The organism is Salinisphaera sp. G21_0 (genome assembly GCF_017744115.1).
Lineage (GTDB): Bacteria > Pseudomonadota > Gammaproteobacteria > Pseudomonadales > Endozoicomonadaceae > Endozoicomonas.
The window spans coordinates 21,673-46,777 of the sequence record NZ_JAGHQW010000009.1 but is presented as its reverse complement, the minus strand read 5'-3'; the positions used below and the strand labels follow the sequence as shown (position 1 = coordinate 46,777).

The 25,105-nt window shown below is 49.1% G+C and carries 1 protein-coding gene; it reads right to left on the bottom strand.

Translation table 11 applies throughout. The features are described from left to right. Positions 1 to 106: 106 nt before the first annotated feature. Positions 107 to 25,105, bottom strand: coding sequence for an LEPR-XLL domain-containing protein (locus tag J7439_RS06240; protein WP_209200968.1), 24,999 nt, complete (start codon positions 25,103 to 25,105; stop codon positions 107 to 109).

Below are 25,105 nucleotides of genomic sequence, written 5' to 3'. Positions count from 1 at the left end.
CCCTTACGACAGACACCGTAAGGGTCAAAGTGTATGGCGGGGTGGCGGGAACCGAATGCGGAGTTTTTTGAAAATACACGCACTACACAATTTCCGAATCAGAAGTTCACCGAATCCGTTGTTTTCTAACAGGCCGCACAATTGCCCAGGCAGAAAACCCAGCCATTACCGCCTTTAAATCAATGCCTGAGCTTTGATGCTCCAATGTCGTCTCAGACACATCACTTGAATGATTTTCAGGCACTTGAGCCACTCCCATTGGTTCACAGAAGCCTTCAGGGTTATCATCAATAACTTCACAACTTGGCTCAACAGTTGGCTCACCTTCAACCGGCACCAATTCTTCTTCAGGCACCTGTTGCTCATTGACGGGTACCTCTTCGACCGGAACTTCCTGCTGCTCCGCTTCAATCTCTGTAGCGGTTACTTCACTGGAAGCCAGAGTTCTCTGCTGGGAAGCCGGCGTTAATCGTGCGAAGGCTTCTTGAGCGTCTTCCGTAAACAGTGGTGTTTCCAGAGCCCTGGCTCGTGCTACCTGCCCCAGTCCCGATTCCGCAAAGAACTGCTTGGCAAAATTACTGAACAGGTTAGTCTGCTGCCCCCTGATCAAATCAAGGCCATTCTGTGCCAGAGAAACAACAAATGTTGCCTGCTGCGCTTCGGTATTGGCATTAAAGGTGAAACGACCATATTCCCCGATCATGACATCCTCACTAAAGTCACCATCAAAGAAGTCACCACCAAAATGCCCCTGCATACGATCCAGGCCAGAGCCGCCAATCAAAGTATCAACACCACCAGTGAACAGGTCTACCGCTTCAATAACAATGGTTGATGGGCTGCGAGTCACCTGTGTGCCATCCCCCCCCATCAGATCATCACCAGCCTGACCATCCAGGAAGTCATCACCAAAGCCGCCCATCATGATGTCACGGTTCAGACCTCCTACAATACGATCATTACCACCAATGGTTGTGCTTCCGGTCCGAACTGTGAGGTAACGCCCTGCTGAGTCATTAACAATGCTGCCATCGTCGCCAATTATGACGGTCTCACCCGATGTATTGTTCATCTGGTCATTGCCAACACCGCCAATGGCCTGATCACTGTCATTGCCCAGGTTGATAACGTCATTCCCACCTGTGCTGTTGCTGATATCGGTGCTGAAGACTTCGTTGCGAATACCACCAACAAAGTTAACCTGTCCGTTATCACCGATAACGGTATCGTTACCGTCCCCTGCCGTCAGTTCATCGTTACCAAAGCCACCCAGAATCAGGTCATTGCCTGAACCGGACTCAATCAGATCGTCACCACCAAAGGCAAGGGCTATGGATTCTGCACGGGTAATAACCCCGCTGTCATCATAGGCAAGAATGGCATTATCGCCAGCAATATGATCATTACCGCTGCCAGTGGTGATCTCATCATCTCCCTGCCCACCAAGAATACGGTTATTACCATCGCCAGCGCTGATGACATCACCACCACCCAGTGTGGCTTCGATGGTTACCATTTCCCGAAGAATGCCACTGTCGTTAAAGGTCAATGTGGCATTGTCACCAGCGATATCATCATTGCCATTGCCAGTGATGACATTGTCATCACCCAGACCAGCAATAATAAGATTATTACCGTTACCGGCTCTGATGGTGTCATCACCACCGGTTTCTGTATCAAGGCTGGTTAACTTAACCAGAATACCGTTGTCATAGGTCAAAGCACCGTTATCGCCAACAACGATATCACTGCCTGAGCCGGCTGTAATCTGATCGTCACCAAGACCGCCCAAAACCCGGTTCTCACCTTCACCAACATCGACAATATCATCGCCAGTGCTGTGGCTGTCACCAGAGGCGGTACTCAGCACCTGCTGACCATTACGAAGATCTATTTCACCAAAGTCGGCCAGAATCCAATCATTCCCCTGATTGCCTTTAACATCATCACCACCTGCACCGGCAATAATAATATCATTGTCTTCATTCCCCTGGATGGTATCGCTATCACCCACGTTGGTGTCTGTACTGTAAATTCGAACGGCTCGGTTACTAACGAGAGCAATGGCACCAAGATCACCAATGATGATGTCATTATCAGACTCATCGATTATCGCCAGACGATTGACGAAGCCATCACCATAGAGTGAATCACTGCCGGCACCACCAAAGATAATGTCATCACCGGACTGCCCGGAAATGTGATCATCACCGCCCAGGTCCGCGTCGATAGTAATAACACTGTCCAGTGTCTGCAGGTCAGTATCACCGTCGACATAATTTAATTGACCATTGTCACCCAGCAGAATGTCATTGCCTGTGCCGCCACGGATAGTGTCGTTACCAAACCCGGCAATCACGACATCCTCACCAGCACTGCCATCAACAATGTCATCTCCGCCCTGATCACGTTGGGAACTGTGAATGCTGATTACCAGACCAGTGGTCAGAATCCGATTGGTATCCAGCTGTTGTACGATTTCACCCTTGTCACTCAGAATAATGTCATTGCCCTCACCACCATCAATGGTGTCACTACCCACCGTTAGCTGGTCTGCAGTATCCAGGTTGTCGTTGAGCAAATCGGCATCGTTTACCACGGTCAAAATTTGCGTGGAGAGATCCAGGCGAGTTGAAACGTCCAGATTGAAACCGGAATCACCATAGATATGGTCATCGCCATCAAGACCATAGATCTTGTCATTACCAGAGCCTCCGGCAATATGGTCACTGTATTGGCTGCCAGTCAGCGTATCATTGCCCTGTCCACCGTAGATCACAACGGAAGCGCCGGCACCTGAAGCATTAATCACATCGTTGCCGGGGTTAGTATACTCTCTGGCCTTTTCGGTCTTCTGGTTCGATGTTGCATTGTAAGTAGAACCGTTCTGAACAGAATCACCCAGGAGGATGAGTGCTCCCTCACTGGCACTATCATTAACAGTCAAGGTGTCATTACCACCACCACCATGTACGACGGTGATCACATTGGAAGCGGTATTTTCAATGGTGAAGTCATCATCACCACTCCCCAGCAGAACTTCGAGCACTTCTATATCGTGATATTCAATACCCTTACCTGACGTCATACCGAGTCCGGTAATCGTATCCTCAGTCAACATACCGGAGTCATTCTGGATGCTGCCATCGTTAAAGACATTCAGTGTATCGGTCTGCTCATCTTCATTCAGTTCAATGTTAACCAGTGGCAATGGCCCGTCAATCTCTGTTGGCAACATGACGGCCTTTGTCAGTTCACGCTTTTTACCGTCTGGTGTGCCACCTTCGATAATCAGTTTGCCGCGAATATCTGAGAGCGTATGCGGCTGCAATGGTGGGTTCTGAACCGGCTGAGAATCCGTTTCAGGCTGGAAGCCGGTGTTAGCAGCCAAAGTCAGCTCAATTGGTGAATCCCAGTCATCGATACCGAAGGTCACACTATTGGTACTGGCATCAAATCGTGGATCAGCACTGCTGAACAGTACCTGTCCATCATTCAGCAAATTTACCGTCACTGGTGCAGCAGGTTGTTTACTGAGTACAATCTGGTAAGCATCCTGTTGCGTCGCACTCACCAGTGTCGAGCCATCGGTCTGAGTAATAATGACCGAACCACTGTCGTTATCCACGACGTCAATATCCAACGACACACTCTCCGCCGCATAGTCACCAGATGCAGAGAGCGTGATACCTGCTCGATAGAGATTTTCAACAGATCCATCGTCTGTTGCAGTCACCGTAAACTGGCCAGCCCAGTTGGTGTGATCAAACGTCAGTGTATCAGTACTCAGAGTCAGCTGACTGCTCCAGTCAGAAGGAATAATCTCAGCCAGAGATACCGTGACAACCTGCCCAATTTCAGGGGTTGTTGCGAGGCGGACATCAAAGGTGATTTCACTACCACCTTCAACCACCGTCAGGTTGCTGACGGGGCTGACAATAATGCCACCCATATCATTGTCATTAACGACTACTTCAACATTATCGATATCCAGCTGATCGAAGTCCGGGTTATCACTGCGGACACTGTGGCTGATCACATAATCCCGTTGACCTTCGGCAGCTTGATCATCCACCGCCTTGATGTAGATTCTGGTGGCATCATCCCAGTTGGTTTCTGAGTCGTAGGCAATGACCAGAGACTCATGGAAAGTCTGACCATCCAGAGAAATCAGAACACTGTCTGCCAACCCATTGGTTTTATCTTTATCGCTGCCAGAGGCTCTGGCAGCAGAAACGGTGACATAAGCAATGGTCGCATCCGACGGTTTTGGTGCATTCAGCTGCAACTCGTAGAAGTCAGTAACACCGCCTTCACTGACCACAACCTCACCATCATCACGTTCAACACCAATGGCACCGTTTTCTTTACTGGCTACGTTCAGGGAGATGCCTTCCACAAAAATATCGTTGTAGGACAGGTCATCACTGAACACACTGTGGTTAACAAAGCTACTGCGGCCTTCTACTGAGTAGGAAACAATGGGCTTAGTCACATCACTGGCGATATTGAAGGTATCTGCACCCAAACCACCAATAATGGTGGTTTCCACATCATCACTGGTGCTGAGCACATAGAAGGTATCATCGCCCTCCAGCCCGTCCACTTCCGCCAGTTCCACACCATCAAAACTGATATTCAAACCGGCACCGAAGATACCTTTTTCGGTGATCATAAAGTTGTCATCACCTTCGGTACCCAGAACCACAACAGAGTCCGTGCCGTTACCACCGTCAATTTTCAGTGGTGAATTAATACTGTATTGAATATCGTCGGCACCCTCACCGCCGAATAACTCCACATCACCACCACCCGCGGTTTGCAGTGTGTTCTTTTTCAGGAAAGCGCGCACCACAAAACTGTCGTCGCCGTCTTCCCCATAAAGTTTAGTAATGCCTTTATTGGAGTAAACTTTGATTTCGTCTTTACCATCACCCCCATAAACAACCATGGGCAGACTATTACCTTTACTAAGGAAGCCAAGAGTCGTTTCGGTGGTTTCAATTTCATCACCTGCAGCAACGGTGCCTTCCGCGGTATTACGATCCAACCCAAACAGCTGGCCAATCTGGAAACGGTCATTGCCAGCACCGCCATCCAGCGTCGTAATAGTACTGTTATCATCACTGAAGAAACTGTCATTACCATCAAGGCCATTCAGCGTCAGGCGGGCATTGATATTCTGGTCGTAGTTGATTCGTTCGACAGTCGAAGTGTATTCGCCCTGACTATCGGTGTGCATGGCTGCTACAAAGTTCGCCCGCAGCAGGAAGGTGTCAGCTTCTGAAGTACCATTGATGGTCAGAGTGTCTGCACCATCGGCTTCAGAACCGGAATCACGGACATCAACAACATAGTCCGCGTTGTTACCAGTGCGATAGATCGTGTAAGTATCCGTGCCGCCTTCACCATCCAGCACAAAGGCATCTTCTGCCAAACGGCTGACCAATTGGTTAATGGTCAGTAGGTCATTACCGGCACCAGTATTGACATCAACATCGCCATCGATATCCTGCACATCAAACAGGGCTGCATCATCACCCTGTCCGGTGTTTACCAGAATGGTGGCAGCATTCAGGCTGCCGTAAAGTTTGATATCACCAGATTCACTGTCCACACTGCCAAGGTCAGTATTAAGGGTCAGCGTTTGAGCGGCGTTGAGCAGACCATCCAGATTCAGTTCAAATTTATCACCAGCGTTCAGAATCAGATTGCCCAACTCAGCATCAATTTCAACAGCATTTACCGTCAGATCATCACCTGCAGACAGTGAATCCATCGCGGTCAACGTGATATCGCCTGTACTGGCGATAACATCTTCATTAATGGTGAGCGGGCTTTGTGCAACCAGTTCGATGGAGCCCTGCACCAGCAGACCTTCCATTTCATCACTGACGCCACCCACCATCAGGGCTCCGGTATTATTAAGAATAAGACTACCGACCAGTACTTCTGCTTCCAGATGATCAATCAGCGTTCTGAGAGCATCACCAGCAGCACCAATACCCTGGCCAGCAACAATGCGTAAGCCACTTGCCGTAATCGTGTCACCGGAGGCATTACCATTCAGAACACGACCATCAGCGGTAAGGTAGATATTGGCATCACCACGACCACTGTTATCGCTGTCCGCAACCAGACTGGCGATAAACAAGTCGCCACGCACTTCTCTCAGGTACGTGCTCTTACCGCTGAGGCTGGTCAGCTGTCCGCCAGTGGTATCAATTTCCAACTGATTACCCAGCTGGCCAATGGTGCCATTGGTGGCATTAAGGAAAATAGAAGACGCTGTAATATCACTAACACCGGTCAGACTGATCAACTCATTATTATTGTCCTGATCGCCATCCAGAATGGATTGGGCTGACTCCAAAATGACATTAGCATCGGAAGTAATCTGACCAACGCTCAGAGAGCTTTCTATTGCATTCAGATATACGTCGCTGCGAGCATTGGCCGAAACATCACCGGTAAGTTTGAAGTCCAGATAGTTATCAATCTGGTTCTGTCGGCTGCCAATACCGCCACCAGCAACCAGCATCAAATCCTGAGCACGGATATTGATGATCGCACTGTTGGCATCGTCATAAGCATCGAGAATATCGCCTGCAGCCTGCAGAGTCACCTTGCCTGCCGTCGTGCTGATTTTCTCAACAACAATATCTGCCTGCCCCGCACCGAAAGTGGTTGGAGTGAAGGAAGATAGTAATCCAGCAGTAAAGGTAAGATCACCGGTAGCGGCCACATCATCCAGATACAGATCGCCAATCGTCGTATTCTTACCCGCAATACTGACATTGCCTTCAACCTGCCAGATATCAACAGAACCCACGGTATCGACACTCAGTTTTGCAGACTCCGCTACCTGAACACGGAACCCTCCATCACCCTGGGAATGAATATTTCCACTAGTAATCAGAACAAGGTCGCCAGCACTGACCAGGGCAGCAGTATTGTGCTCACCGCTGTCAATCAATGCTCCGGCAACGTTCAGTCGCACCCAGCTTGCACCTACAATGTGATCAATGGACAGTGCACCGCCATGTTCGATGGCAATGCCCTCTCCGGCTTGTGCCGTCAGGTTAACATCGCCTTGAAGGTTCAAGTCATCCCACAGCTGAATCGTGACTGAGTTCAGCTGCATCACCAGATCGCCAGAGTTCAGGTTGAACACACTGGCAGGCGCAACACTGGTCACACTGACGAGCTGCCATGGAGAGCCGGTGTCGTCAAAGTTTTCCTGGGTAAGTTCAATCGAGTCACTGGTGCCCGTGTATTGATAAAGAACGGGTACTCCGTCCTGGTCTACCTGAACATAGTCACCATAAGTTACTGAGGTGAAACCATTAGCGGATGCATCCAGGCTGCTGATTTCTGTCCAGTTACCATCATTGTAATTGATATCTAGCTGGGAGATATCACCCGCCGTACCAGTGTATACATAGAAGACATAATCCGTGGCGACGACATCACTGCCTGTCGCCTGGGCGAGGATCTCTTTCTCACTCTCCTCCAGGGCAACAACACCACCGCTCATATCAATGGTGATACGGTCACCGGTCTGGCCTAATCCGCCAGAAGCGTTAAGGATAATTGCGCTACCACTGACCAGTGTCTGGATATTGGCTGCTTCTGCTGACCCGGTATTTCCTGCGCCACCAATAATCGGGGTATCCGGGTAGAGCTTCGCAACAATGCCCGGAGAAAGAATACTTTCAAATACAGGTCGATTGCTGTTTACCTGTTGCTGAATACGGCTTCCGAATTCACTAATAGTACCAGCAGCAGAGCTGACATCCGTCGCTTTCCAGACGGTCAGCTGATCAAAGGACATATCGTATTCAGAGGCAACCGTCAGGCTGCTATTCAATGCCGCAATACGACTCTGTGCATCTGCCAGTTCATCGCCGGAAAGCTGTTCAAACAAATCATTGTATTTGTCGTACGCAGTAACATCGGACAGATAGCCCACTGAGCCATTATCTCGGAGGATATTCCAGTACTGGTGATACAGTTCAGTCACTGCATCCGCTTCATTGGTCACCTGAGATTCCGCATAAAACTGCTGGGCAGCAGAGGTATCGAGACTGGAGGCGCGCACTTCATCATCATTGGCATCCAGAATATCACCACTGTTGGTGGTCAGCTGTACACCATAAGGTGAACTGCCAACACCATCGACTTTTGCGGCAATAATCTGGTTCACATTCATATCACCAGCGTGCTCAGTCAATGCAACATTGCCCTGAGCCTCAACAGTGATGTAACCCGCATCATTTCGGGTGGCTGAATCAATGGTCAGGTGCCCAATATCACCACCAAGTGCCAGAAGCTCAATGACATTGGCAGAAATAGAGACCGTTTCACCGCCACTGGCTTTGAAGATGCCGCCACCGGCATTGATTTCGACAGTATGGCGAGCAGAGATTTCATCGATGTACAGCTTGTTTGAACTACTCTTCCCTTCCCCGGGATTATCATCCTGCACAACACCAAGATAGACACTGCCAGTATTAGACACTACGCGGTGACCTTTATCTGTAGTATTGCCCTCCAGAATCACACGGACAGTGCCTTTCGCTTCAATATCTGCCTGAGAAGTCAGGGCATAAACACCGTCACTCATGGTAATAGCACCATTGGTAGACAGGATATTTAAGCTGCCTTCGTCAGCCATTTTGATCTTACCGGACAGGGTAATATTACCCTTACTGGTAATATTCACATCCGGCTGGCTATTACCACTGAGGAAATCAATGGCGATGTCGTAGTCTGCTTTCAGGGAATGGGTGTAATAATCTTTCAGCCCCTCAACCACAGTAATCTTGGTGTGTACCGTTTTTTTGCGGAGCCATCCGCCACCTGTTGTCCAGGATTCACGATCAAAGTCATAAACATTAGGATCACCCTCAGTCTGAATATAAGTCACCTTATAATCTGCAGACTCAGCCCCTTCAATTGGTAGCAGCACCGACTCGGATTCAAGCAGTGGTTTCTTATCAGTGAACTCAATGGTTTCCCACTTATAGCTCTTATCCTTAACCAGCCAGTCGCCAAACGAGTTATCACCAAACAGGTTAAAGCTCTTCTTCTCGTACTTACGGACCGTTGTTTTGGTTTTGCTCTGGCCTTCTGTCCATACATAGCGTGAACCGGCAGCAACTTTATAAGCAAAAGAATCCGCAGCGCCATTGCTGGTGCTCTGTTGCGCATATTCAATTCTGGCGATGTCATTGCCGGTGGCAGGAATCAATGTGCCAGTGTACTTCGTGTGAGTTGCGCCAGAACCATTGTATTGGTACTCATCCCTGGTCAGCTGCTTACTGTCAATGATGGTGATCTTGCCTTCGCGATATTGACGGTTATCGATATCGTTCATAACCAGCTCATAACCGCTGTTATTGTTGATATTGACAGAAGCATAACCACTGGCCGCCACAATACGTCCATTACCTGTGCTGATAATCTGACCGGAAATTACAACCTCACCACCGGCAGGCACAATGTCTTCAATAATGATTGCCTTTCGTACAGCATCCCAGTATCCATCGACAGGTACTTTGACATTACTGCTGTCATTCGGATTGGCAAAGCTGACACCCGCAATGGCCTGACCTTTCTTATTGGTCAGGTCGACATTTTTAGATCCACCACGGAAGTTTTCATCAATCTCCAGATAAACCGTATTCACCCCACTCTGAATCAGCCCATTGATATTCAGGTAACGGGCGGTCAGAGTGATTTTGCCCATGGAGACAATCTGGGAGTTATCGACATTGATATTGGTGGTCAGTTCGTTGTATTTAGCCTTAAACATTGTGTAGATCAGCGAGGTATTACTTAAACCAGTCTGATAAGAACGCGAGTTGCCTTCTTTGTTGTAAACAAAGTTACGCATCAACTGGTAATTAATATACTGGCGTGGATCTTTATTGGTATGAAACCACGCATCCGAGTTCAGAGAGAAATCACCAGCGGCAAAGACATTGACGGTCTCAGCACGAATCTGGGTAGAGACTTCAATAGAACCTTCCCGGTTATTGATATAGGCACCACCGTTTTCATTCACCACATTACCCTGAATGTACATCCCTTGAGGGATTTCAGGCAGTGTGAAATTTCCGTAAGCATCTTTAATAAACTGCGGGTCACTGTCCTGATAAATAATAATTTCATTCAGTGAGTCAGAATTGTCGCCCTGGCCATCGGTGGACTGAGTACCACCACGGATGGCAATGGAATTAACATCCTTATAATTAATCTGAACGGCACCCGGCGTATAGGTTTTGAGGGAACCACCCACCATTTCAATCCGCTGGGAGTCTTGAACAATGGCGTCATTCACACGCAAGGCAAATGGTGTGCTATTAACGATCTGAATGGTTGCGCCTTCCCGGGCATGGAGGTTGTCCATATTGTCCAGAGCAGCCAGAGATTCAGCGCTTTTGCCATCAATCTGCAGATAGACGGAACCGGGAGCTGCATAAACATCCGGCAGGTCTACCATCAGGATATCCAGTGCCTGATTGTAAACTTTACTGGTGGCGCGGGCAGTATCGGTATAATCCCAGGCACCCGACGTTAAGTTGGTTTTCTGCCACAACGTAGTGTCGGAATAGTCCGCTAACTCAAGAATGCTTTCCTGTTTGATTTTGCTCTGATAGTAATTGCCGTCTGGTGCCTTAACAATCTGACCTGCATCCACAGTATGGACATAATCAGACAGCCCAAGCTCATCAATTTTATTATTGATCTCTTCCAGTTGAACCTGATAGCGGGCAATGGCTTCAGTGTTCGTACTGTGATCACGAATCCAACTCTCTACCTGAGCCTTTTGCTCAAACAGCACCGTACTTAAATTGGTAAACGTCAGGGTAGGTGAATCCAGCTCTCTGGGTTTAACCACGAAGAACTCACCGGTCATGGCGCTGGCAAGAGCGTCAGTAATAGAGCTTTCGTAAATCGGGTAGCCCAGAGATTCAATCTGCGCCAATGTCAGATTCAACTTGGTCCAGCGATTTTTGTTACTGTAATTTTCCTGCTGCAGGTCGATTTCAGCGCTGTTCTGAGGGGTGTACTGGTAATAACTGCCGTTGTGCTCAATCACTGTATCCTGAGTTACCAGGAAGTTGATGGTGCTGAGCGCAAGCTCCTCCATCATATACACCACATCCTCTGGCAATTCTGGAATAACCACTTCACCTTGCGCATTATCTACACCAAACAACAGTTTTTTATCGTCATCGGTCAGCGCATCGATATTGATGACACCATCAGCACTGACTTTACTACTGTCGTTAAGGATGCTTTGTATCTCAGCCACAGGACGAATCTGCAGGAAGGATTTATTATTAACGCCGGCTGTCACCTTGGCAGAATCTGCAACCGAGAACTGGTTGTTGGAAGTGACAGAACCCTCACGGTCAATATCCACACCGTAAGGAACTCCGGATATAGACAGTGTCAGCCCCGACTCTTTCGCCCGCTCACTACCACCGATACCTTCACGGGCTTCAATGGTGATATCCGTCATCGACTTGATATCAGCGTTGTTACCCAAAGTGATGGTATTGGTTTCGGTGATGTCGGCATCTGGAACCGGCACTGCTACATTGGCAGAGGTAGAGACTGATGTCAGTTCGACATTGGCACTGCTCTCAAGAATATTCAGCACACCCTGGCTACTCTTACCAGCATAGAGATAGACGTCTCCAGCCTTCATAGTGGCATTGGCAATGCTGACATTATTTCGAGCATTCGTTGTAGCAATCGCAACACCGGTAGCCGCACTGGACAGTCCGGAAACCGCAAGAATATCGGCACTGGCCCGATTCTCGGAATCCGTTTTCGCGGTCACAAATACTTTGCCCGTGACGTTTTCTATCACCGCACCATCGATATTCACCCTGGCATCAGAATTGGCTTCTACCTTGCTGGTCGCAGCATTGATGCCACCTACGGCACTGACGGTTTCCAGTGTAATGCTATCAACAGTAGTGATGTCATTCCGGGCTTCAATACGAAGGGAAGCTTTATCGTCGTAGCTGCCTTCTGCCACCAGTTGCACATCATCGGTCAGGTTTATACGCGCCTGATTGTTCAGGATGGCCTGGCTCACCATCACATTGACACCCACAATATTACCAGAACCGGTTCTCAGGGATTTACCGTTACTGAACCGTGATTTATCAAAGCGATTCAGGGCATTAATATTGATATCATGAGCGGTAATGGATGAAGGATTATCAGAACCCGGCAGGCCGGTGCTGGCACCAATATTCACATCCGCGTAACTATTAATAATGATATTCAGTCCGGCACCGGCACCAGAGGCTAACGCCACCGTGAAGGCATCTGCACTGGCATCGACGGTTTGATCGAGCATACTGCTCAGGTCAAACTGATCTGCCTCAATCACAACACCCTTACCAATATTGGCGACGACAGCCTGGTAACTGGTGACATTACTCTCTGCACCAGCACCAGCAACATAGCCACCGGAGGCCGCAATGGTTTCTGGCAGAAGGTCATCATTACCGGACGCTTTTACCGTAATACTGGCAGCACCCAGTTGTGAGCCATCACCGATTTCCACCAGCACATCGTCAGAACCATCGTTACCCTGCTCAATATCTGCAATCATGGCACCGGCAGCAACCGCGCCGGCAGCACCACCACTGGCATCGGCACGGGCATAATTGGTGGCATTGGCATTAATAACAACGTCATCAACCGCAGTCAGTTTGGCTGACTCTGTTACGGCTGACACCGTGGTGGTGATATCGACATCGGCACGGTTAGCGCTGGCAGCCGCAAGCGCCGCAGCAAAACCAAAGGCTTGTGTCTTATGGATGTTATTATCCGCCTGGGCATCGATATAAATATTCTGGGCTTCCAGCGAAGTATCTTTGACCTTGCTGGAAATCGAGCTGCGGACATCATTACGAACCAGGGCAATACCAAGAGCGCCACCAATGCTGGCACTGAGTGCCACATTGGTCACATTGATGCTTAAATCGGTCGCTTCACTGGCTTTAAGATTGATATCCCCCATAGAGCCAATCACAGCACTGCTATTATCACTGCCACTGATGGTTGCATTTACCTGATTATTGACCAGGTTAGTGATATCCACACCACCTCCGCTGGCACCGGCCAGACCGGCACTGAAGGTCACCGCTGTCGCATCAACATTTTTCATCAGGGCATTGGCATGGCTGGCAACCTCAATATCGTTGCCGGCAAATACCCGGTAATCCTGATTAGCAATACTTTCGCTGTCGTCTACATTCAGCCAGGCACTCACGGCCATAGCCATGGTGTTATCAATATCCGTTGCGGAGATGGAAAAGGAGCCACCCAGTCCAATAGCTGCTGATATGGCAGCAGCAACGGCATCCGCTTTAACCACCTGACCATCAGCATCAGCAGTGATGGAAATATCATTACCAGCCACCATGGCGGAGTTATTGACATAAGCAGAGGTGCTGCCACCGATGGTATTGTCAAGATCAATGCCAACGCCAGCACCAGCGATCGCAAACTTACCGGCGGCAACGGCAACACCCGCACCATAAACGGTGCTGTCGATAGTCGACAGTGACTGTGCATTAACAACAATGTCGTTGAGTGAAGTTATCTGCGAATCTTCAATGTAGGCAGAGGTAATATGATTGGATCCGATGGTGTTTTCGGACAGCGTTACACCGATGGCTGCTGCCGCACCCCCCTTTCCGGCTCCCACAGAGCCACTGGCAGCTCCAACGACAGAGGTAATAGCAGCATTATTAACCGCGGTAACAGAAACATCCTGATCGCCATAATCTGCATTGGCATAAACCAACATCCAGTCATCTGCCGGTGTTGTACGTTTAACTTCGTCAAGATCTAACAGTGACCAATCCGGTTTGAGTGCTGACACTCCCGCAGCATCCAGCCCCGCCTCAGCAGCGGCACTCTCTGCCAGTGACTGGGCATCATCTGCTGCCGATCTGGCTGATGTAGAGATGGCATTCCAGACATCGGCCTCTTCCTGAAGCTGGTCAGCGGTTTCCTGAAGCTTCACTACATTTTCAAGCTCGGTCTGCCATGCAGCAACGGCTAGCTCTGCCGCTTCGGCTTTTGCTACCGCGTTCGATGTACTGGCATTTAATGATGCTTCTACCGCAGTATCAGCAAGGGCAGCCAGTCGATCTGCTTCAGTCTGGGCCGCATCTGCCGATGCCTGGGCAGCATCCGCATTACTCTGAGCTGTGCTGGCAAGACTTTCATATCTACCCGCTTCTGATGCTAACGCTTCAGCACGCAGCGCAGCGGCTACAGCAATGGCTTTCTCCAGCGAAAGCTCTGTTGCGCCATTATTGCGATAAGTACCATCGATAAAGTAGAACTGCTCACCACTCTCTACCGATGTTTGTGCCACGCCTACACGACTGCCATTTTCATCGTACTTGTAGCCGTCTGACTCGAAATCAGGAGAAAGATCAAGATCACTGCCAATATAGCGATAGACGCCATCGGCAAATTCAACCAGGTCACTTTCCAACAGCTCATCAGTCAGGCTTGAACCTGCATAGTCAGAACGGGGAACCAATGTGATTTTTGAATCACTGATTAATGCCTGACTACTGTTGTTTATTGTATTGGTACCTTTTACACCGGCACCGGCGAGTGAGACACCAACTTTACCACCAGCAATGGCAACAGAAGCCGCTTCAGCCTTTAAGGTAACAGTTGTACCTTCATGGGAACCAACGGTCACACCGCCATTTCTGGCTTGAATATCCAGATATTCAACATTTGCGTAAATTTGATTAGCAACGGTGTTAATAGCTTCCACCGCGCCAACGGTCAGCGTACCACCAAATGACTCACCAACCGCTGCCCCTAAAGAAACGCCGACGACCTGGGCATCAACAGTAGACGTATCGGTTGCATTAACAGCCAGGGACTCAGAGAGGAATTTGGGCCTGCCAGTATTTTGACCTGTAGCCTTGGCTCCTGCGATCGAATCAATAGTGTTCTCTGCAACCGAAGCCGCTACAGCAAGCGATACGCTGCCACCACTGGGTGCAAGACCAAAGGCAAGGCTCGCAGAAGCCGCTACAGATGTGATGGACGCATTGTTAATGGCATTAACTGTTATTTTGCCTGCATTGATATCTCTGCTGTGATCAATCCAGGCCAGCGTCTCACCATAAATCTTATTGGTCGCACCAACTCCGGAGCCACTACCAGCGAGACCCGAGCCATTAGTGCTAACCACAACAGCCGCCGAACCCGCTCCAACTTCAGCATCGACGGTCATGTCATTCGTCGCATCAATATTCAGATCACCATCAATGGTCAGAGCGCTATCCTCCATAAGAGCTTTGACTCTGAGGCGATCATCACTCGTACCAATAGTGTTTTCGGTGATGGCTGCACCAATGGAAATACCGGCACTGCCACTGCCGGAGTCTGCCGCAACAGCCGCAGAAACAGCTACTGTCGTTGAATCTATATCCGACTTATTGGTCGCTTTAATGGAAACGTCGCCATTGCTGAACAGGTCACTGCTTTCAACCAGGGCTTCGGTTGAGCCACCAATGGTATTGCCAGCATAGGCTCCGCCGCCACTCAGAGAGATTGCGCCAGAAGAGCCAAACGTAGCAGCCAGAGAAGCGGCAACGGAATGTGCCTTGATCGTGTTATCGGATGAAGCAGACAGAGACACACTACCGTTTAATTGATCTTCTTTACCTCCATTCACATGGTCAAGCCTGGCCACTGTATCAATATCAACCTTGTTTTCAGCCAGAGAAACTCCAACTGTGATCCCGGCAGAACCTGAACCTGCGGCATAACTGCCAGCAAGCGAAGCACCTACCGCCGTACTGGTGATTTTTGAGGTATTGGTGCCTGTCAGGCTCAGGTCGCCCACCATAATCCGATCACTGCTGACAGTGGCCTGGCCGGTTGGCGTATTATCGATAAACGACGCAACCTGGCCAAAGATGGAATTTTCAGCACTGGCACCAGAACCACTGCCGGCAATGGCAGCCTGACTACTGCCGGTTACCGCAGCAGAACCAGCACCACTGTTGGCATTAATGGTCATATCACCAGTGGCGGACAGGGTTAAATCACCGTCAGCATCAATACTGGTATCTTTCAGATAAGCAAGAACACCATAACGGTCACTTTGACTGTTGCCAATCGCATTACTGGTCAGCGCTGCACCGATGGACACAGCTGCACTGCTGCTACCACTGCTTCCTGATGCCGCTATGGATTCAGCAACCACTGTTGCATTGATGGTCGATGTGTTGGATGCAGTCACCGATACATCTGAGTTACTGAACAGGTTACTGCCATTTATAGTGGCTTCGGTAGCACCGTTAATGGTGTTATTGGATGATGCACCTCCCCCACTCAGGGACAACGATCCAGATGAACCATAGGTCCCTGCCAGAGATGCAGCGACAGAGGTAGAATCAATAGTCGCTGTTGAGTCTGCTGACAAGGTAATACTGCCAAGCTTACGTTCTGCAGAACCGCCACTGACACCGGCAATACGGGCAGCTGTATTGATATCCAGGTCATTTTCCGCCAGTGATACACCAATACTGACCGCACCGGTTGCACTGGATGGCGCATAGCTGACACCAAGAGATGCACCTACCGCTTTGCTGGTTATTTCGCTGTCATCCTTCGCGGTAATGCTGACCGCCCCGGCAAAAATCGAATGGCCGTCAGTCGCTGTCGTATTATCAATGTAAGCCAGTACATCCGCGTAACCACTGTTGCTGGCTTTTGCCCCCGCACCACTGGCAGAAAGACCTGCGCCTCCAGTGCTGCCTGCTACAGCACCAGAACCCGCGCCGGCATCTGCTTTAATGGTCATATCACCGGTCGCAGAAAAGGTCAGATTACCAGCGGTATCCACTTGCGAGTTTTCCAGATACGCCTTCACTCCCAGAGGATCATTTTCAGCACCAATCTGGTTACTGGTGACTGCGGCTCCGATGGAAACACCCAGACTTCCACTACTGGTATCTGCAGCAGCGGCAACGGAAGCCGCCACAACTGAAGCATCAATGGTTGATGTATTGGCAGCAATAACGGAAAGATCAGCATTGCTCTTGAGGTCGCTGCTACGGACAACAGCGGACGTATTCCCAAGAATCGTATTATTTGAGGAAGCACCACCACCACTTAATGCCGCAGAGCTGCCCGATGCAGAGGAGTAACTGGCTGACAGTGAGGCCGACACTGAAGTGGCAGTGATCTCAGCGTTGGATGACGCACTCAATGAAACAGAACCAGTTTTACGACTTGAGGAACCTACATCAACGTTATCGATAATCGCTTTGGTATTGGTATTCACCTCATTTTTTGCAAGAGAGACACCAATGCTCAATGTGCCAGTACTGGATGTTCCGGAATAGGCACCGGCAATGGTTGCACCGACAACGGTACTTAAAATGTCTGAGTCGTCTTTAGCGTCAATGGTGAGTTTATCAGCCAGGAGTGTATGCCCATCTGTGCTGGCCTTAACACCCGAGTCAATATCAACCTTCACCGTGTTTTTGGCATCAGCACCTACACCACTAAGCCCAGCCCCAATACCAGACTCCGATTTGGCGACAGCCACAGAAGCAGCGGTAATCACCGATGAAATATTCTGAGTGCTTTCTGCGTTCGTACTGACTTCACCAGTGATGTCTATATCCGAGTTATTAATGACTGCTCGTAAACTGTTGGCATTGTCGCCATTGTCCGGATCACCACCAATGGTGTTCTCAGCAAGGCTGACGCCAATACCTCCCACTACACCAGCACCTGTCGTGGCACTGCCATAAGCCAGGTTAGCAGCGACAACCACACCCGTCACCGAACCATCGACATCCGCATCCAGAAACACACCGATCGCTTCGTCTGAAGCGCCCTGATTGGAAGTAGCCTGTTTAATGATTGAACCATCAACCAGCGCTTCGGTGTCGCCATAGACTTTGTTGTTCGCCTCAGCACCGGAGCCGGTTAACGTGACGGTTGTATCCGCACCGGTTTGAGACCCAATAGCGGCACCAACCACAACGGCAGTAATATCGGTTTCATTATCAGCGACAATGTCCAGACGAGCGTCATCAAGGTGCCTGGCAGGCAGTGTAATCACACTGTCGCTCATAACGCGGGCACGTGTGTTCATGCGCACCATGTTATTGCTGATGGCCGCACCAACGGCAATCCCTACTTTGGTGTCAAAGTCCGGTTTGGAGTCTTCTGCAAACGATGCACCCAGTGCGACAGATACCATATCTGCCTCACTTTTTGCCTGATGCTTAATCTTTCCGGTTTCAACGGTTAGGTCGGTACCGCTGATCAGGGCATCTATGTCGCTATTAATGTTATTTTCAGCAATCGTCGCACTGACAGCACCGTTACCGGCATAGGCGACACCCAGGGCAACGGCATAAACCTCTGATTCATCTTTTGCCTCTATACTGACAGCAACATCGCTACCGTTTTTACCGGTGACCGTTAGATCATCGACATCAATAAGATAGGCATCGATATCCGCCGTCACATTGTTGACCGACACGTTTCCTGTCAGGGCTATACTGCTGGAGTTGCTTTCCACTGAAGACTCAGCAATACCGGCGATGGAAGCAGCCACTGAACTGGTAATCACAATACTGTCGTTTTTCGCCAGCACATCCAGCGTTGTCAGATTCACCGATCCAACATTGGTAATACCGGAGCTCACAGTAAATGTCGCATCGTTCATTAAGCCAATGCCAGCAGCAGCCAGGGCAACCTTGTTAGCGCTGGCGCTGGCATAGGTAATTGGGAAGGCAAACACACCGCTGCTTTCCGTGGCTTTCAGGGAAAGATTCTGTGCATTGAAACTGGAGAGATTCAGAATACCGGCAACAGTAGTGCTATTTATCGTGTTAAAAATGAACGCACCTGCTGCGCTGATACCATAAGGTGTGTTTTCTGTCTTAGGCGTTTCTCCACCTGATGGTGTCACCTTACCGGTTGCCCAGGAAGCACTGAGCGCTGTACCAATAATCAGGCCTCCGCTGTCCGCTGCAATACGCGCGTCACCATTAACGACCACTGAGCCCGCTTCGGTCATATTGTCTTCAGAACCCACCAAAGCCTTAGTTACTTTGGTGATATCACTGACCGCCGCTGACGCACCCACACCCAGCTTGCCTGCACTGCCCATCGCGCCTGCTGCAACAATCAGATCAACCCGGTTATCAGCAACAACCGACAGCCGTTCAACGCTGACATCCCCATCATCTGCGCCAGCAACCAAAGTGACTCCAGACTGAATCAGGGCAATGGTTGTGCTATCAATGGTGTTCTGCATATAGAGGCCAGCAATTCCCAGGCTGGCTGTACCTGAACCGCCGGCGTACCCGAGATTCACGGCAAAAACATCGCTATCCGCCTTAACGGAGACCTTATCTGCATAAATGTCAGCACCCGTCTCTATCATAGCCGTGCTGGTATTGGTGATATTATTCAGGAAGACACTGGCACCGACACCGTTACCACTCTCTGAAGCGCCAAGCAGTTTGTAGAGATTATTGATTTTTTCAATAGACGACGTTGTAGCAGTTTTATTACCCACCCAGTCTACTGATTGATTATTGGTATTTGAGGTAATAGAGAGATTACGTGAAGCAGAAGCATCGGGTGCATCACTGAATGAATCAAAAGCACTGATAAAGTCAGCTTTCTGGTTAATCTTCACCAGCCCTTTAACCAGGGCATTCGCTGTTTGTTTTGAATCCAGATATGAGAAATTCAGTGCAAGAGACGTTTTCGCTCCGGCGGCTTCTGATTTGATATCGTTATCCAGCAAATACAAGTCAGAATCACCGCCAAAGAATTGATAGGGAAGACTGCTATATTGATTCCCTAACAATTCCCAGCGGGTTCCATCACTGAAATTCTCTGTAGCCAGAGTGAGGGAGCTACCATTAAGACCTTTAAATTTGTATACAGCACCAAAATAACCAATCTCTGGCGGGGTTCCGGTGTTACCCCATTGATACTTTGAGTCATCGAATCGAATCAGATCACCATTATTAATCTTATAGTTTCCACCGATTTCAGACTTATCAACCAACTTGGGTTTTACGTATTTTATAGTGGTATCCGGCGCAATCAGGCCGGTTAAGTTTTGAGCCGTTGCATTAACATTAATGGCACCCAGTGCATCAAGCTCAGTATTGCCCCGAACCTGTGCCTGAGCATTGTTATCCAATGACGCAATGGTAACCGAGACAGCAGCACCAAACGGAACCTGCTTAAACTCGCCACTGCTGGTATCAGTTCCTGCCGTACCTTCTACCTGACTTAATTGAGATGGTGTACTGGACGTAGAAGATGTTGCAGTTAACAGACGACTCTCGGCGGTTGCCAGTAAGTCAAGGCTGCCGCCTGCATTAATATCACTGTCAGCACTGTCCTGACCAAGATAAGCATGCACCTGGTTACTGTCTTCTGCATACACAAAAGCAATACCGACGGTGGCTTTTGTCGGCTTGAGACGATCGCTGGGCTTAACCTTTTTCTGTAGCCACTTGCCTAAGGGTACTTTTTTATTAAAGGCAACCTTCTGTTTCGCGGCATCTTCATACTTATCAAGAACACTGGGCACTCGATCAACAATGGCTTCAGAACTGGTCGGATTCAGCTCCGCCTGTTGCTGGGCCGCTTCTACAATCACATCCCCATTAACCAGAACATCACCGGCAAGCACAGCTTCGGTATGACCACTTTCAACCTGGACCGCGACACTGGCTGCGGCCTTGCCTGAATTACCCGCCTCACTGGCAGCAGACACCAGGCTGTAATCCACCGTTGCCGCCTTAACTGTCAGGTTTCCACCTGCGGTAATGCTACTGCCGCTGTTCACTATCACCTGGGAGTTTGAATTCAGCACACCCACAGCAACACTGCCGGCAAAGCCCTTCAGGCCAAACAATGGCTCAGCGTCAATATTCAGGTAATTATCTGCCTGACCAGTAATACTGATATTACCTTCAGCGTCCAGTGTTCCCTGAATATCGATCACGGCGTCGGTATCCAGCACCCCGACAGCCACCGCAAGACCTATGGAAATGGGTGAAGCATTGACTCTGGCGATGGAGTTGGCATGGATGGTGATGTTATCACCCTTGAGGGTGGTGCCACTGGAGATGGTAATTTTGCTGGTCACATCGGAGCGACTGACACCAGCAATCAGTTTGAAATCTTCAACTTCGTTTGCCAGATCATCAATGATGGGAATATTTTCACCAAAAACCCCATCATCGTTATTCATATCCCTGTCAGGGTTCGACTCCGCGCGGGCAAGAATATTGATATCTTTACCCTGAATCGTCACATCACCGATGGTTACCGTGGCCGATTGCAGATCGACGTTATAGTACACGGGCAGTGCCGCCAATATCGATGCAGCACCCTGTTCTAGGCTACCGTATATCAGGTTACGCCCATCAATGGCTTCAATGGTGATATCACCGCTGCTTGCCGTGTTTTGGCCAACCGCTGTGACATTGTTGTTTATCTCAACAATGCGGGCAGCAAAGGTAATATTACCGGCACGATCTGTCGAACTACTGTTATCAGTTTGAATGCTGCCATTAACAGTAATCTTGCCATTCAATGCACGGAATTTAAGATCCCCTCCCGTCCAGATCAGATCACTATTAATGGTGAGATCATCGCTGCTCTCTTTAACCGCAACGTAGTTGCCACCGGTAATGGTTGCCCAGCCAAAATCACTGACCGTAAAGTCAGCACTGCTGCCGTAAAAGACAACCTCATTCGTATTGGTATTATCATTAAGTTCAACGGTGACTTTGTCAGTGTTTACATCAGACCGGCCATCCACACTGAGACGAATTTCATTATCACCAGAGCTGCCTTTCAAGGTAGCCGTTGAAGTGGCAGCATCCAGAACCAGATCCAGTGTGGCACTGCTTCCATCCAGCAACTCTGCTCCGTCTATAGCAAGCAGTTCAGCAGCTTCCAGATTACCGATGGTAACGGAGGATGAAACATCGATGGTTTGAGTGGAATCGGTTGGGTCAACATCCTGACCTGACCAGGTCAGTTTATCGTCTTTTATAACCAGTGTTGTATATAAGCTGGTCGTTTCAGCAGACAGAATATCCCGGCCATCTTTCCCATCCACTTCAAGGTCTATGGAATCAATGATAAAGAAATCCGTCCCCTTAGAGCCGGTATATTTATCCTGACCTCCATTCCCTTTCTGACTGGTCAGTTGAAGAGATGCCAGCAGGCTTAAACTCACACCTTTAATAACCGTACCAGAAGTGCCAGAAGTAAAGCCTAAAACCGTAAGGATACTGTTGTCAGTACCAGCCACACCCAGCGTTGACAGCCCATTAAATGTCAGTTCTGCAGAAGCCTGATCAAAACTGATTAAGGGATTATCACTACCTCTGTCGTCTGCTGCATTGATGAGATCAATGAGTTCTTGCAAGGTTGAAGAGGAGCTGACATCGATATCAAGAATTGTGCTGCCATCTTCCAGAGTCAGCCTCAGAGTATGTTCAGAAAGCGCATTCCATCCGGCAATACTGTCAAGGCTGGTACTGGCCGATACTCCATGAAAGCCATCTGCATCCAGCATATCATTTCCAGCACCACCAATCAGCGCCGACGATTCAAAGCCCTGATGCGAAAGAATCGTTGCCCCCAGCATTAACTGACTATTGTCAAGATCAAGGGTATAGCCACTGGCCGCATCAGCCACATTACTCACATCAGCGACAATGGTGTCGTAACCTTCGCCACCATCAATGGAGTCGGCGCTGATTGAGGTAACAAAAATAGAGTCATTGCCTTTACCGGCATTGATGATGTTTATGCCCTGGGTGCCGGTAATGATATCATTGCCACCAAACGTGGTGATTTCTGACTTTCCTGAAAAAGCAGATAGATTGACATGGTCTACTAATTCACTCCCTGACAGTTTCAATGTGTCATTACTGTCAAAGCTATTCAGGGTATCAACCGATTTATTACCGTTCGTTGTAATCGAAACGATATTGGCACTTTCACTGTCAGAGATTGCCGAGGCTATTCCCGTTCCCGCATACAAACCGGTGAATTCAAGCTGCCACTTGCCATCAACGGTCTTACTGACAGCAATCTGGCCAAACGGTATGTTCAGTGCCTTTTCAATAGATCGAACAATATCCCAACCGTCTGCATCCCAGGCAATGGTGTCAGTGTTAAAAGTACCATCAGATGTTGAAATAGATAACGTAAAACCGGTACTGGTTTTGCCGGTAGGAATATCAAATACCCAAACCTCAGAGGCCCCCTGAGCCAGATCAAGCTCATAACTCCCGGATGCATCTGATATCGAAGCTCGTCCGGCAAAATCTTCTTCGAGGGTATCCTGACCAGAACCACCGGTGATGGTATCTGCACCGCCAAGGCCGCTCAGAGTATCGCCATAGGAGGATGCATAAAGTTCATCATCCAGCTCGGTACCGACCAGGGTAATGTCGTACTCTCGATGTGCGGCTGCATCATAATCTGCATGGGCAGGGTCAAGGTCTGCTTCGTGCTTCGCATTCCTTGCATCCAGTCTATAACCTGAAACATCTCCCGCTTTGGAGATCGCTTTAAGGTAAACGGATTCAATACCCTCCAGAGTATCTAAACCGTCATTACCAATCGTCAGCGTGTTATTTTCCAGCTTGAAGTCAGCAGCCCGGACTTCAATCAGCTGATCGTAACCATCACCACCTGTAATCTGATCAGCACCTGCTCCACCGATCAACAGGTCATTTTTGCTGCCACCAATCAGCGTATCATCACCACTGCCACCATCGAGATAAACCTCAACCGTCGCAGCGGAAAAATCAAAGCGGTTATTACTGTCATCACCTCTCGCCGCCAGCAGATCTACATCCTTTGCTTCCAGCTTGCCACTGGATGTAAACGACCAGTCACTGCCATCATTCGCCCAGGTTCCTGTTTCGTATTCAAAAACGTTGACTGCATCTCCCGCCCCCCCCTCTGTGGATGCATTAAGCTTCAGGTCACCATCAACCTGATCAAAGAGCACCGTATCAAAACCACCATTACCCTCGACCTTATCGCCAGCACCGACAATGAACAGGTTGTCGTTGCCATCGCCTGTCAGCGTATCGCTGGCTTTGGAGCCAATAACGGTATTAAACCCGGTAATGCCATCAAAACCAGCGGCTGTTTCCAGATCCAGGTTAACGTCCACACCGGTCTCTCTCTGACTGTAATCCAGATAATCTGAACCACTGCCACCCAGAATATCAAAACCGGAAAAGGTGATCTTTGTATTCGACGGTGTCTGTGTAATGCTGCCTTCAACACCTTCAAGGGTCGACAGAACACCTTTACCATCTTCGTCTTTATCAATCAGCCAGTGATAATCATCATTAATGGCGGCCAGTACGTGTCTGGATTCATCGGCCTGATTTTTCTGATTTGTCTGAAGCGCTTCGACATCCAGAAACTCCACAATGCCATTAGCGCCCATGGAGCCTTCATTTTCGCCGTTAATCTGCCAGGCACTGTCTGTGACATCATCACCTGCAGCGACAGTATCATTACCGCCCCGCCCATCAAACTGAAGCACAAAAGACTGCTCACCCAGATCAAGGAACGATTGATCAATTGTTAAACTGTCCGCACCTTCTGACCCCGTCACAGTAATAGTGCTCCCCGCCGCAATATCACTGATTTTCTTCTGACCCAACACTGTTTTATTTTCGTCGACCAAACGAAGATATTGTTGCTGATCAGTTTCATTAATAACGACCTGAAGTGTAACCTTGGCATCCTGCTCTAATTGGAGTGCGTTATCCTGCAGTGCAGCAATGGGGTCGGCTGAAAGCAGCAGTCGGGGCTCCAACTGCTCTAGAGTGAAGAAGTCTTCCAGCCTTTTACGACGCTCCTGCTGCCGTTCCTGCCGGAACATTTTCTCAAACAACCGGTTTAATTTAGGAAATAAGCCCTTACGAGCCGATGCAGCAATATCTGACGGGTATGATTTGCTGTTATGGGTTTGCTTATCCAT

What these genes read in the sequence shown, in the direction of transcription:
- J7439_RS06240 (WP_209200968.1), bottom strand. Translation starts at nt 25,105, where the DNA reads ATGGATAAGCAAACCCATAACAGCAAATCATACCCGTCAGATATTGCT.